Origin of the sequence: Natrialba magadii ATCC 43099, from assembly GCF_000025625.1 — an archaeon.
Lineage (GTDB): Archaea > Halobacteriota > Halobacteria > Halobacteriales > Natrialbaceae > Natrialba > Natrialba magadii.
This window is the reverse complement of the sequence record NC_013922.1, coordinates 2,988,684-3,001,937: the sequence shown is the minus strand read 5'-3', so window position 1 is coordinate 3,001,937 and position 13,254 is coordinate 2,988,684. Positions and strand designations below refer to the sequence as shown.

The following is a 13,254-nucleotide window of genomic DNA, read 5'->3' as shown; positions in this document are numbered from 1 at the left end:
GCCGGGGTCGCGGGTTGGTGAAACGGTACCCGCGGGACGGCGCTATGCCGAGAACCCACCGTCGACGACCAGTCCATGGCCGGTCACGAACGAGGCCTCGTCGCTTGCGAGGAAGAGAATCGCATCGGCGATTTCCTCCGGCGTGGCGAGGCGTTTCAGTGGGTACTCTTCGGCCATCTGCTCGCGCGCTGCCTCGGGGTCGTCTCGAGTGGCCAGATACTGGTCGAGCAACTGCGTTTCAGTAAAGCCCGGACAGACCGTGTTCGCGCGGATGCCGTAGGGACCAGCCTCGGCCGCGACGGCACGAGTCATGTTCAGGACGGCCCCCTTCGTCAGCGAGTAGGCTGCCTGTTTCGGGAGTCCAAGGAGGCTCGCCAGCGAGCCGACGTTGACGATTGCGCCGTGGCCTTGCTCTTTCAGGTGCGGTAACGCGGCGTGACAGCCGTTCCAGACACCGTTGATGTTCACGTCGACGACGAAGTCGCGGATCGACTCGTCGATGGTTTCCAGACTGCCACTGGGGTGGCCGGTGCCGGCGTTGTTGACGAGAACGTCGAGTCCGTGCTCGGCGACGATGTCGTCGATTACGTCGTGGAACTGCTCGGCGTCGGTCACGTCGAGTTTGTAGAACGCGGCGGAGCCGCCTGCCTCCTCGATGGCCTCGGCGACGGCCACGCCGTCGTCGTTGATGTCCGTGACGATGACGTGTGCGCCCTCCTCGGCACACCGTTCGGCGGTTGCCCGTCCGATCCCTGCCGCTGCACCGGTGATGACCACGGTTTTGTCAGCGAGTCGCATGGGTACGCCATCATCCGGACCATATATAAATTCGTTCATTGTTTCCCCGCCAGAGATTGCCGTTGTTCGGCAACGGCGTCTACTCTGGAAACAATGGTAGCGGATGTGCTAGAGACAGTCGGCTTCTTCAGCACGACTCTGACGGGATGGTGCTGGCGTCGTCTCACGGTCGGCATCCAGGTCGTCCTGGCTGTCGGCAGCGATGTCCACAGCGTCGATATCACAGGGTCGCTCCGGCAGGATTCGGTAGTCGAGCAGTTCGTCGTCCGCGATGATCACGGCCAGAATATCACTCTCGGAGACGGTATCGAACTCTGACCGTGGAACGACCAACTCGTCCACGATCTGGCCGTCCTCCTCGAGTAGCAAGACGACGTGTTCGCCGTCGACGATCCGGTCGACGACGGCGACGTACCGTTCGGTATCGGCAGGTCCATCGGAGTCTGCGTCGGTTTGTGCACCCACGGACCCAGCGACACTCGGACCGCCGAGTGTCAGGCCAGTTGCGAGGGTGGTCAGCGTTCGGAGTGCAGTGCGTCGCGATGGCGTCTTCTGTGAGGCCATAGCTTCGCTGGTTGCGTTATTGTATATAAACCACCAGATGGAATGGATCAAGAGATAACAGGTGGCATAGAAGTGTAGGCCAGAATTTAATACTACGTACCCAATTGTATTTTCCATCGATATTTACTGATATGTGTTTGTATCCTGATTAATTCACCACAGTCTCAGTTTTGTCCCACGCGTTTCCTGCAGACAGAGATATGCAGGTTATACGGTATATACCGACTACTATGGAGGTAGCCATACTGTATGCATACCATCGTTCGAGAATAGCACCTTATACATAAGAAAGAAATATAACTAATCTCTATAACACTTCTATATGTGTTCGCGGTAACTCGGCGGTTCCTCGGTCGAGTCCCCACCCACACTTATCGTTCCCCTCCAAAGGTTTATCACTCGGCTAGGAAGTTATTCGAATGATGGCTACACAGGAGTCGATTGCCCACGAGGCGCGATTACGGGCGCAGAACATTGGTGGGATCGATGAGACGACAGTCGAACTCGAGTCGGGTATAACCGTCCTCGCCGGGCGCAACGCGACGAACCGAACATCGCTTCTCCAGGCGTTTATGGCCGCACTTGGTGGCGAATCTGCCTCACTCAAGGCCGACGCCGAGGAGGGGTATGCCGAACTCGAACTCGACGGCGAAACGTACACTCGGACGCTTACACGCACGGGGAACTCTGTCGTCACCGACGGCGACCCGTATCTCGACGATCCGAAACTCGCCGACCTCTACGCGTTCCTTCTCGAGTCCAACCCGGCGCGCCGCGCCGTCACGATGGAGGACGACCTGCGCGAGATCATCCTTCGGCCGGTCGACACCGACGAAATCGAACGGGAAATCTCGCGGCTGACCGACGAGAAGAACGAACTTTCGAGCGAACTCGATCGACTCGAGTCGCTCAAGAACGAGCTCCCGGGGCTCGAACAGGAGCGTACCGACCTTCAGAACAAAATCGAGGACAAGCGCGAGGAACTCGAGGTCGTCAAAGAGGCGATCGAGGAGGCCGAAGCTAGCGCCGACGCCCAGCAGGAGGGCCAGGACGAACTCGAGGCAAAACTGAGCGAACTCCGTGAGCGACGGTCTGCACTCGAGGACGTCCGCTTCGATCTCGAAACTGAACGGGAGAGTCTCTCCGCACTGCGCGGAGAGCGCGAGGAACTCGAGGACGAACGCGCAGATCTCCCCGATCTCGACTCACTCGACCGCGAGGAGGTCGACGACGAAATCGACCGCCTCCAGCGCCAGTCGCAGTCGATCGACGGCGTCATCAGTCAGCTACAGAGCATCGTCCAGTTCAACGAGGAGATGCTCGAGGGATCGCACCCCGAAATTCGGCAGTTGCTGGCCGACGGCGTCGAACACGAGTCGGACGCCGAATCGCTCACCGACCAGCTCGTCGAGGACCAGGAAACCGTCCGCTGTTGGACCTGCGGAACACAGGTCGAGCGCGACGAAATCGAGGGCACGATCGAGCGCCTGCGCGACCACCAGGAGACGAAACTCGCAGAGCGCGACGACCTCGAAGACCGGATCGAATCGCTTCGTACTGAGCGCCGTGAGATTAACCAGACACGCCAGCGCCACGAACGCGTCGACCGCCGTCTCGAGTCCGTCAGCGACGAGATCGACCAGCGCGAGGCCCGTCTCGACGACCTCACCGACCGCCGCGAGGAACTCGAAGCCGAAATTGACGCCCTCGAAACCGAAGCCGCGGAACTCGAGGCTGAATCCGACGACGAGAGCGAGGACGATGAGGAGAGTCTCCTCGACCTCAACCGCCGCGCAAACGAACTCGAGTTCTCCCTCGGACGGCTCGAGCGCGACCTCGAGACGACGACCGAACGCATCGAGGAGATCGAATCCGACCTCGACGAACAGGCGCGTCTCGAAGCGCGCCGTGAGGAAATTCGCGACGAACTCGAGGAACTGCGCACTCGTATCGACCGAATCGAACGCGAGGCCGTCGAGTCGTTCAACGAGCACATGGACGCCGTGCTCGAGGTACTCGAGTACGACAATATCGACCGGATCTGGATCGAGCGGGTTGGGAAGACGGTTCGGGAAGGTCGCCGGAAGGTCGAACAGACGGCGTTCGATCTGCACATCGTCCGCAGCACGGCAGATGGGCGGACTTACGAGGATACAATCGACCACCTGAGCGAGAGTGAACGGGAGGTGACGGGCCTGATCTTCGGACTCGCGGGCTATCTCGTCCACGAAGTCTACGAGGAGGTGCCGTTCATGCTGCTCGACTCGCTGGAAGCGCTTGACTCGAACCGAATCGCATCGCTTGTAGAGTACTTCGAATCACACACCGACTTCCTCGTCGTTGCCTTGCTGCCCGAGGACGCAGCGGCGATCGACGACGAGTACGACCGCGTGACCGAGATTTAATCACGGCCCGTTGGACGTATCTCGTAACACCGGTATCGGTGTTATGGGTTCAGTATCCGAACTAGCTCGACCGCTGTTTGCAGTTACGTCTCGAGAGCGGCGCGACTGTCGGTATTCGACGGTATATGGCACATGGCACGTGACACGTAACACATGACACGTAACGCGTAACACGTACCATCTACGCCCGACAGCCGGTCCGTGCGCCAGTCCTCAGGACTCATAACAGTCACACGAGCCCGCATCCAGCAGATCTGCCACGTCGTACTGCTTTCCACAGCGCTCGCAGAGTACCTGCACGTCTGCGAACACTCGATGTGGACCCACTCGTAGCTGGTCGGTGTCCTGTAATCGGTCGAGTTTACTTTCCGTAACGGCGACCGTCCGCTGGCGAAGGCCATCGATCGTTCGGGCCGTCGTCGCCGCGTTCGCCCGTCCGTCGGCCGGCGGCGGTGACGCGTTTCGGTAGCCGGTCAAATACGACCGGATCGCGCCGTAGGAGACGAACTCGTCGGTGAGTGACGCCACGTCGACGCCCTGGCGCTCGAGTCGACGCTCGATCTGTGTTCGTTCGCCGCGACTCCCGGTATCACCTGCGAGCAGCGAGTAGAGCTGTGAGACGTCGTCGGTGACCGTCTCGACGCCGGCGTCGGCGAGCGCCGCCTGTAGCAGTTGCTCGTTGAACCAGTCTGCGAGCGTCCGCAGGCTGTCGTCGGTCTCGGGGTCCGTCCACCGTGCCTCGAGTTCCTCACCGATTCCAGCGAGTTCGGGCCCGTACGCGTCGATGAGACGGGCGACTTTCGGCTTCGGACCTGGCGTCGACGATTCGTCGGTCATGGTGAGCTGGCAGCTCCCGGCTTCGATGGCTGTATCTCGCGTTGATTCCAACCCCACCGATCGTTCTCGTGATCCATCGTTTGCGACGACTTTCGGTCAGCCCCCGAAAGTCGTTTCGGTGGTGGCACGCCCGTCCGATAAGACGCTCGTTCCGCATGGCGGACACTTGCTACCACCATCTGGGATACTGGTGAAACAGCGACGGCTGATAGTGTCCCTTCATAGCAAGGCGGTAGTCCCCAGTCCGACACTCGCTGGGGCTCGTTTCGTATGCCGAAATTGGACTGGCTGGTGCCTTTCGTTCAGGCGGGCTATGAGGTGTATACAACGGATAGACAGAGAGCAAGAGCAAGAGCGAGAACGAGAACGAGAACGAGAACCGAATACTGCGACCAGCGCCTGTAGCTCAGCCGTACGCCAGCGTCACTTTGATTTCGCCCGCCTTGTCCCAGAGGCGATTTGGCAGTTCCTCGTGGACGTACTCGTCCTTGAACCGACTCGTCGGCCCGAACACACTCAGTGCACCGAGCAGCGTCTCGTCCGGTGTATAGACCGGGACGGCAACGCCACGGAGGCCGGCCATGTGCTCCTCGTTGTTCACCGCGTAACCGCGCTCGCGAATCGTCTCGAGTTCGGCGTACAGTTCGTCGGGATCGGTGATGGTGTTGTCCGTGCTGGGATCCAGCCCGACGGTGTCGATGAACTCGGCGACGGCGTCGTCGTCCCACTCCGAGAGGATCGTCTTTCCGGCGGCCAGTGAGTGCAGCGGGCGGCGTTTGCCGATCATCGTATCGGAGAGGCTTCCATATCGGTGGATGTAGACCCCCTCGTAGTCCTCCTCGACGATGAAGACGGCGCGCTCGTCAGTCTCCTTGCCGAGTTCGAACACCTTCCGTTTCGCCGCGGTGTACCCCTTCTTGCGGCCGCGGGCCTGCTCGCTGATCTCGAGGAACCGAAAACCAACGAAGTACGCGCCGTCGCGCTCGACGACGTAGCCGAGGTCGACGAGCGTCGAGAGGTGGCGGTAGACGGTGCTCTTGGTGAACGACGTTCGACGGGTGAGTTCCGTGATCGTCACGCCGTCCTCGTCCGCGAGCGTTTCGAGGATTTCGAACGTTTTGCGGGTCGTGGAAACCCCCACATCGTCCCGGTCGGTTCGGTCGGTGCGCATAGCAGCGCGTTCCGGCGGCGCGCCAATGAATGTTCCGGAGAGTAAAACGAGACTACCTCAGCGTGAAACAGACGATGGCAAATGTGACGCTTGAGCCTGTTTGCGACCAGTGCTGGCTGCTACCGTGTAACGTCCATTTCACACAGTAACTGCGGTGTTTCACCATGCGAACTGGTGTGTCCGCTCTCTGGAACACGAGTCCAGATTCCAACTGTCGAGTACGACTGACCGGCTCCACGCGCCCGCTTCAGTGTCTCGAGTACAACTCGTTTGGCACCGTCGTTGGAGACTACTGTTGTCCGCTGTTCGGCCCTGCTCAGTGTGAGGTAGCATATTTCGGAGCGTGCAACGGACGGGTGTCTAGAACCGAGTTAGTGAGAGGCGAGCAGAGTGAGAGACGAGCAGTGTGAGCGGAGACGGAGAGAGACAAAACGAGCAGAGCAGAGAAGACAGCGATGTGGTAGTCGGAAGTCGAAGGTGAAGGTGAAGGCGCTGACGCCAGCGTTCGCTTACTGGTAAGCCTTGATACCGGTTAGCTCCTCGCCGAGCACCAGCGTGTGGATGTCGTGGGTACCTTCGTAGGTGTAGACCGTCTCCATGTTCGCCATGTGACGCATCGGCGAGTAGTCCGTGGTGATGCCGTTGCCGCCGAGCATCTCGCGGGCGACGCGGGTCTGGTCGCGAGCCATGCGGACGTTGTTGCGCTTGGACAGCGAGACGTGGTGTGGCTGCATGTCACCGCGCTCTTTGAGCTCGGCCAGTCGGTAGGCGAGCAACTGTGCGAGCGTGATCTGGGTCGCCATCTCCGCGAGCTTGCGCTGCTGGAGCTGGAATCGACCGATCGGGCCGCCGAACTGTTCGCGGTCCTGTGCGTACTGTCGTGCCTCCTCGAAGGCGTCACGCGCTGCACCGATCGCCCCCCAGGCGATGCCGTAGCGGGCCTGCGTGAGACAGGAGAGTGGTCCTTTCATGCCGGAGACGCCCGGCAGGACGTTCTCCTCCGGAACGTGAACATTGTTCAATCCAATCTCGCCGGTGATCGACGCGCGCAGCGAGAGCTTCTCGGTGATCTTGTTCGTCGAGACACCGTCGCGGTCGGTCTCGACGAGGAAGCCGCGAACGGGATTGTCTTCACTCGAGCGGTCGCGCGCCCAGACGATGGCGACGTCCGAAATTGGTGAGTTCGTGATCCAGGTCTTCGAACCGTTGAGAACGTAGCCGTCGCCGTCCGCTTCGGCGTAGGTCTCCATTCCCGACGGGTTCGAGCCGTGTTCGGGTTCGGTGAGGCCGAAACAGCCGACGGCCTCACCCTGACCGAGCTTTGGAAGCCACTCTTCCTTTTGTTCCTCGCTGCCGTAGGCGTGGATCGGGTACATGACGAGCGCACCCTGTACGGAGGCCATCGAGCGCAGTCCCGAGTCGCCGGCCTCGAGCTCCTGCATCAACAGCCCGTAGGCCGTCTCGGAGACGTTCGGTGAACCGTATCCCTCGAGGTTGGGCGCGTAGAAGCCGAGCTCGCCCATCTCGGAAATCAGTTCGGTTGGGAACGTTCCCTCTTCGAAGTGTTCGCCGATGTCAGGCTTGACGTGCTCCTCGACGAACTCCCGGGCAGTGTCCCGGATCAACCGTTCTTCCTGGTCTAAATCCGCTTCGAGCTGAACGAAATCCAGCATGGATTGAACATCAGCCAACGGAAGCATAGGTATTATGGTTTGCCTGTCATCCACACGCCTTCGTGTAGCCGACGTTTGATTTTACAAAAACTGTGAACTGATTTCCTGTGCTTAGGTTTGTTTCGGTACATATATAATAATGGCTTACAGACGTGCATGGCATGGCACACCAACCGAGTGGTCAGTCCAAACTGACGAGTCGACGCGCAGTGTTGAGCGCCGCCGGTGCCGGCGTGACGGCAGCACTCGCGGGTTGTTCTGACAGTCAAGATGAGGACCCCGTTCGAATGCGAACCGCCACAGAAGGGACGACCGCCTACGCCGCCAACCAGGGAATTACGGCGGTTGTCAACGAATATACTGACAACCTCTTCGCCGAAGCCCAGACGAGTCGCGGAACTGAAGCCAACATCGGCGCACTCTCCAACGAGGAGGCCGAAATGGTTTATCTCCAGAACTGGTCGGCGCACGAAATTTCCGAAGGCACCGGCCAACTCGGTGATCTCGACTTCCAGATCTCGCAAGTCTTTCACTACTACGACCTCCCGTGGTTCTTCTGTACCGCAAACGAGGACCTCGAGACTCTCACCGACATCACCGAAGACCACGGCGTTTCACCAACGCCAGAAGGGTCTGGGACTGCACCCGCACTCGAGCACGCCCTCGACGCGGCGGTCGATGACTACGAACGAGAGAGCCTCACCTACGGCGAGCAGAGCAGTGCGATGCAGGAGGGTCGCCTCGATGTCGGCGTCGGCACCTACATGAACTTCGACATCGAGCCCGGCTGGCTCCAGGAGATGATGAGCACGGTCGATCTCTCGATTCTCGACGTCGACGACGATGTGCTCGCCGAGTGGGAAGACGACGATCGCCTGCTCATCGAGTCCTTTGACGGCGCGGAACTCGAGGAGGGCGAGGCCACGCCAGCGTCGGTCCCCGACGAGGTCCACTGCCCGACGTTTGCGTACAATTTCATGTCGCGGGCTGACCTCGACTACGACCTCGTCTACAACTTCTTAGAGCTCATGCACGAGCACCGCGCGGAACTCGAAGAGTACAGTGCTGTGCTCGCACCACTCGAGGACGAGGAGTTCTGGCTGGAGAATGCCTACGACGATATTCCGTTCCACGCGGCGGCGGCGGACTTCTACGAGGAACTGGGTATCTGGCAGGACGAGTTCGAACGCGCCGACGAGCCCTGAGACTGAGTCACGATGGAACTCCCGATTCCACTTGCAGCTCCGATCAACGACCGGTTGCCGCCGTTCGTAGCGACGGATATCCCGCGGCGAGTGACGGTAACGCGGTTGCTCGTGCTCAACGTGTTGGTGACGCTGTTTGCAATCTCCTTCACGGTGTGGACGATCTACTACGCGTACTCGCTGATGTGGATGCGGCTTCGGTACTCGAACGTGTTTCTCGGTCTGGGACTGGCGCTGTACTATCTCGATGTGGTGAGACGGCGGTACAAAGCCGAAGCCGAAGCCGAAGCTGAAGCTGAAGCTGAAGCTGAAGCGGAGGCCAAAGCTGAAGCTGAAACCGAAGCAGACAGTGGCACTCCCGCTGACACTGACACCGACACTCCCGCTGACACCGACACCGACACCGCCAGTGTCTCAGCAGCCGAATCCGAACCCTCGTCGTCCGCTGCGGCAGAGTCGAACGCACAGTCGAGCTCGAACTCGAGTGCGAGTTCGAGTGCGGATGTGGGCTCACCGAGTGTTGCTTCGCGTCTCGGTCCGCACTGGAGCGAACGGGTTGCTCGCCTCCGAGCGGCGTACGATCGCATTGACCCGTACGTTGCGCTCTCGTTCGCCGCGCTCGCGTTACTGGCGACGGCCTACGTCGAACTCAACTTCCAGCGGCTCCACGAGGACGTCCACCTGATGGGGCACACCCAGACGGACCTCTACGTTGGTGCGCTGTTGATCCTGCTCGTCGTCGACGCGACGCGGCGGGCGTTCGGAAACATCATTGCCGGCGTTACCGTCGTCTCAATCGCCTACGCACACGTTCTGTTCGCGACGATTCTGCCAGGCGTGCTCCGCCACACCGGCTACGGCTGGGAGCGCATCGCGCGACAGGGGGCGATCGATCTCACCGGTGTCTACCACGATACCCTGATGGGGATCGGTTCCACCTGGGTCGCGATCTTCATCATGTTCGCCGGGATCGCGAAAGCCTACGGCCTCATGGATTTCGTCCTCGATGTGGGTCGTGAACTCGGCAAGACGCTCCGCACTGGTGTCGTCCAGATCGCAGTCATCGCCAGCATGGTGATGGGGTCGATCACCGGCAGCGCCGCGGCGAACACCGCGACTACCGGGAGTTTCACGATTCCGATGATGCAGGATCAGGGGGTCCGCGACGACTTCTCTGCGGCGATCGAGTCTGTCGCCTCCGCTGGCGGGCAGATGCTCCCGCCCGTGATGGGTGTCGCCGCGTTCCTGATGGCCGACCTGCTCGGAGAGAGCTACCTCACTATCGTCCAGGCCGGCGTGATTCCGGCCGCGCTGTTCTATCTGAGCGTCGGTATCGGGATCCACTTCGCGATCCTCAAATTCGGCTGGACGACGCCGAACAGGGGCTCGTTCGACTGGCGGATGCTCCTGCAGGGCATCCACTTCGCGGTCCCGCTCGGTGTGTTGATCGTGACGCTCGTCGTCCTGCGATACACACCGCTCTATGCGGGGCTCTACACCATCGTGACGATCTTCGTCGTCGGCAGCCTGAAGCTCGTCGCGGTCGACATCCTGGAGGCTCGCAAGACGGACGCCGAGTACTCGTCGATCGGCTACCGCGTTTACTGGGTCTTCCGCGAGTGCTATCGTGTGATCGAGCAAATCGCCCTCGGCCTCCGGCGAGGTGGACTCGAGATGGCCCCGCTCGTCGGTGTCCTCGCCGCGATGGGTGTCATCATCGAGATGCTCACGTTTACCGGGCTCGCACCGCGTGTGAGCACCGGTATTCTGGGTCTCGGCGGCGGACTGCTGGTCGTCGTGCTCGTCCTCGCGATGATCGCGAGTATCCTGTTCGGGCTCGGCATGCCGACGCCCGCTGCGTACGTGCTGGTCGTCGTGCTCGTCGTTCCCGGCGTCACCGAGATGGGTGTCCCGGACATCACGGCACACATGTTCGTCTTCTACTTCGCGATGCTCTCGGCGATCACGCCGCCGGTCGCGATCTCGGTCGCGATCGGATCGCGCATCGCCGGCACGGACTTCGTCCGGTCGTGTATCCAGGCGCTTCGTATCGGTGCACCCGGATTCATCATCCCGTTCGCGTTCGTGACGAACAACAGCCTCATCTACTGGACCCAGGAGACGCTGCTCGCGTTCCCCGTCGTCCTCGCCGGAACGGTCGCGCTCATCGTGGCCACGATTGGCTTCGACGGCGCACGCGACCTCTCCTATCCTGCCCGCGGGCTGTACGCTATCGCCGCGTTCGGCGCGATGTTCGGCTCGCTCGCCAGTGTCCTGGTGCAGGTCGTGGCTGCCGCCGCCATCGTTGGCGCGTTAGCCCACGCGAAGTTCGTTGTCGGCTACGCCGTCGACGCCGAAACGGGGGCTGGAACCGAGTCCGACCGCAACGCTGAGTCCACCTTGGACTGAGTCCGGCACCACCCGGCAGGTCGGCTCCGTTCTCGCATCGGCTGTCTCGAGTCCCCGCAACTCGAGTACCCGCCTGTAGCCACTGCAGCCGTGGCCGTTCGCAACTCTCCACGCTATTGGACAGCAATCCTTTAGTAGTTCTCACGCAACTCACGAACAAGCGAATGACCAATCTCGTCACAACTGTCGCCGAGACTGTCGAATCGAACTCGGATTCCCCCGCAATTGTCTACGACGGTTCCGAACTCACCTACGAACAGTTCTGGACGCGCGCGGGGCAGTTCGCACAGGCACTCGAGAACAACGGCATCGGCGAGGACGACCGCGTCGGTATCTACCTCCCGAATCTGCCGCAGTTCGTGACGGCGTTCTACGGCACGCTGCGTGCTGGTGGTATCGTCGTGCCGATGAACCCGCAGTACAAGGCCCGCGAGATCGGCCATCTACTGGGCGACAGCGGGGCAAAAGCCGTCGTCTCGCTCGCGGATAACGTCCCAAACGTCCGTGATGTGCTCGACGACACTGACGTCGAACAGGTTATCAGCGTCGGCGGCGACGCCGAGGGCGCAACGGCCTTCGAGGACTTCCTCGCAGACGAGACGAAAGCGATCGTCGACCGCGCGGACGACGACGTGGCGGTCCAGCCCTACACGTCGGGCACCACCGGCACGCCGAAGGGCGTTCTGCTCACCCATAACAACATCCGCTGGACGACCGAAGCTAACGCCGACGTCCCCCACGGCGGCTTCCAGGCGACAGACCGCCTCGTCGGTACCCTGCCGCTCTTTCACATCTACGGCATGTCCGTCGTGATGAACGGCGCGATGTACAGCGGCGGTGCCTACTATCCGATCCCCGAGTGGGACGCACCAACTGTGATGGACCTGATCGAGGAGGAAGACCTCTCCATCATGTTCGGCGTTCCGGCGATGTTCAACGACATGATCAACCAGCCCGACGCCGCAGAATACGACCTCGAGGCGCTCCGGTTCGTTAACTCCGGTGGTGCCAGTCTCCCACACGAGGTGCTCGAGCGCTTCGAGGAACTGTACGGTGTCGAACTCTACGAGGGCTACGGCCTGACAGAGACGAGTCCGGTTACGCACGCAAACCACGAAGGGGCGCGCCGGAAGGGCAGCATCGGGACGCCGCTCGACGGCCCCGGCGACACCAGCGTTGAGGCGAAGGTCGTCGATGACGACTTCGAGACGGTTCCCCGCGTCGAGGAGGGACCAATCGACGAAGAGGAGGCAGACCTCCACGAAATCACGGGCGAACTCGTCATCTCAGGACCGAACGTGATGCAGGGCTACTACGAACTGCCCGAGGCGAACGAGGACGCCTTCACCGAGGAAGACGGGACGACCTGGTTCCACACCGGCGACATCTGCTACTGGGACGAGGACGACTTCTTCTTCGTCGTCGACCGCGAGAAGCACATGATCGTCACGGGCGGCTACAACGTCTACCCGCGCGAGGTCGAAGAGTTGCTCTTCGAGCACGAGGCCGTCGCCGACGCCGCCGTCGTCGGCGTGCCGGACAAACGCCGCGGCGAGACGGTGAAGGCGCTGGTTGTGCCGACGCCGGACGCCGACGCTACGCCGGAAGACCTCAAACAGTACTGCCTCGAGAGCCTCGCGGAGTACAAGCACCCCCGTGAGGTCGAGTTCGTCGACGAACTGCCACGAACGACGACCGGAAAGGTCCAGAAGTTCAAGATTCGCGACGAGGAGTAAGCGAACCCGCATCCACGGGTAACTCGAGTGCGAGTGTACGAGTGTACAGGTCACCGTCGAACACACGGTCACCGTCGAACACACGGTCACCATCGAACACACGGTCACCGTCGAACACACGGTCACCATCGAACACACGGTCACCGTCGAACAAACCACCGTTCGACACGACTCGAGTTCGGTGGCGAGCAGCCCTAGCCGGTCGACCCTCGCCAGTCGGACGCTGGTGATCAGACCTCGTCGTACTCGAGTACAGCCGGGCAGAACGCGACTCCCGACGGCGACCCCGACTACAATTGACGCAACCCACCAGTGTCACCGTCTCTTGACCACGTGGTGGCACCGATAGCCACTTGCATCTGACACCGAGGTTACTTTACAGTGGTAATATACTGGCCAGAATATTTTGCAGCGTTTGGAACCATCGAAGCTATTTTGTAACTTGCCCACGAGCAT

At 61.0% G+C, this 13,254-nt stretch carries 9 protein-coding genes; 4 read left to right on the top strand and 5 right to left on the bottom strand.

The annotated features are described in order from the left end of the window. Positions 1–42: 42 nt before the first annotated feature. Positions 43–798 carry an SDR family NAD(P)-dependent oxidoreductase gene (locus NMAG_RS14035; protein ID WP_004267141.1) on the bottom strand — a complete coding sequence of 252 codons (756 nt, stop codon included), beginning with the start codon at positions 796–798 and terminating at the stop codon, positions 43–45. 108 nt (positions 799–906) lie between these two features. Next, positions 907–1,362 carry a hypothetical protein gene (locus tag NMAG_RS14030; protein ID WP_004267142.1) on the bottom strand — a complete coding sequence of 152 codons (456 nt, stop codon included), beginning with the start codon at positions 1,360–1,362 and terminating at the stop codon, positions 907–909. 422 nt (positions 1,363–1,784) lie between these two features. Here NMAG_RS14030 and NMAG_RS14025 point away from each other — a divergent pair, with 422 nt between their 5' ends. Next, positions 1,785–3,767 (top strand): archaea-specific SMC-related protein, encoded by a 1,983-nt coding sequence (locus NMAG_RS14025; protein WP_049916202.1) that lies wholly within the window; start codon positions 1,785–1,787, stop codon positions 3,765–3,767. A 213-nt stretch (positions 3,768–3,980) separates the two neighbouring features. On the opposite strand, the gene rdfA is transcribed toward NMAG_RS14025, so the two are convergent. The 3 genes from rdfA to NMAG_RS14010 form a co-directional block, all read right to left on the bottom strand. Further along, a complete protein-coding gene (gene rdfA, locus NMAG_RS14020) occupies positions 3,981–4,604 on the bottom strand; it encodes a rod-determining factor RdfA (protein ID WP_004267144.1) in 624 nt (207 codons plus the stop codon). Between the two features lie 406 nt (positions 4,605–5,010). Continuing rightward, the gene (locus tag NMAG_RS14015; RefSeq protein WP_004267145.1) at positions 5,011–5,775 is read right to left on the bottom strand and encodes an IclR family transcriptional regulator; all 765 of its coding nucleotides are present in this window, start codon (positions 5,773–5,775) and stop codon (positions 5,011–5,013) included. Positions 5,776–6,284: 509 nt separating this feature from the next. Then, the gene (locus NMAG_RS14010) at positions 6,285–7,448 is read right to left on the bottom strand and encodes an acyl-CoA dehydrogenase family protein (protein ID WP_004267146.1); all 1,164 of its coding nucleotides are present in this window, start codon (positions 7,446–7,448) and stop codon (positions 6,285–6,287) included. Positions 7,449–7,609: 161 nt separating this feature from the next. On the opposite strand from NMAG_RS14010, the gene NMAG_RS14005 reads away from it, so the two are divergent. From NMAG_RS14005 to NMAG_RS13995, 3 genes are all read left to right on the top strand, one after another. Beyond that, positions 7,610–8,653: a TAXI family TRAP transporter solute-binding subunit gene (locus tag NMAG_RS14005; RefSeq protein WP_004267147.1), complete on the top strand. Its 1,044-nt coding sequence runs from the start codon at positions 7,610–7,612 to the stop codon at positions 8,651–8,653. Positions 8,654–8,665: 12 nt separating this feature from the next. Beyond that, positions 8,666–11,062: a TRAP transporter permease gene (locus NMAG_RS14000; protein ID WP_004267148.1), complete on the top strand. Its 2,397-nt coding sequence runs from the start codon at positions 8,666–8,668 to the stop codon at positions 11,060–11,062. Positions 11,063–11,226: 164 nt separating this feature from the next. Further along, positions 11,227–12,798, top strand: a complete 1,572-nt coding sequence (locus NMAG_RS13995; RefSeq protein WP_004267149.1) for a long-chain-fatty-acid--CoA ligase — start codon at positions 11,227–11,229, stop codon at positions 12,796–12,798. Positions 12,799–13,254 lie beyond the last annotated feature (456 nt).

What these genes read in the sequence shown, in the direction of transcription:
- NMAG_RS14035 (WP_004267141.1), bottom strand. Translation starts at nt 798, where the DNA reads ATGCGACTCGCTGACAAAACCGTGGTCATCACCGGTGCAGCGGCAGGG.
- NMAG_RS14030 (WP_004267142.1), bottom strand. Translation starts at nt 1,362, where the DNA reads ATGGCCTCACAGAAGACGCCATCGCGACGCACTGCACTCCGAACGCTG.
- NMAG_RS14025 (WP_049916202.1), top strand. Translation starts at nt 1,785, where the DNA reads ATGGCTACACAGGAGTCGATTGCCCACGAGGCGCGATTACGGGCGCAG.
- rdfA (WP_004267144.1), bottom strand. Translation starts at nt 4,604, where the DNA reads ATGACCGACGAATCGTCGACGCCAGGTCCGAAGCCGAAAGTCGCCCGT.
- NMAG_RS14015 (WP_004267145.1), bottom strand. Translation starts at nt 5,775, where the DNA reads ATGCGCACCGACCGAACCGACCGGGACGATGTGGGGGTTTCCACGACC.
- NMAG_RS14010 (WP_004267146.1), bottom strand. Translation starts at nt 7,448, where the DNA reads ATGCTGGATTTCGTTCAGCTCGAAGCGGATTTAGACCAGGAAGAACGG.
- NMAG_RS14005 (WP_004267147.1), top strand. Translation starts at nt 7,610, where the DNA reads ATGGCACACCAACCGAGTGGTCAGTCCAAACTGACGAGTCGACGCGCA.
- NMAG_RS14000 (WP_004267148.1), top strand. Translation starts at nt 8,666, where the DNA reads ATGGAACTCCCGATTCCACTTGCAGCTCCGATCAACGACCGGTTGCCG.
- NMAG_RS13995 (WP_004267149.1), top strand. Translation starts at nt 11,227, where the DNA reads ATGACCAATCTCGTCACAACTGTCGCCGAGACTGTCGAATCGAACTCG.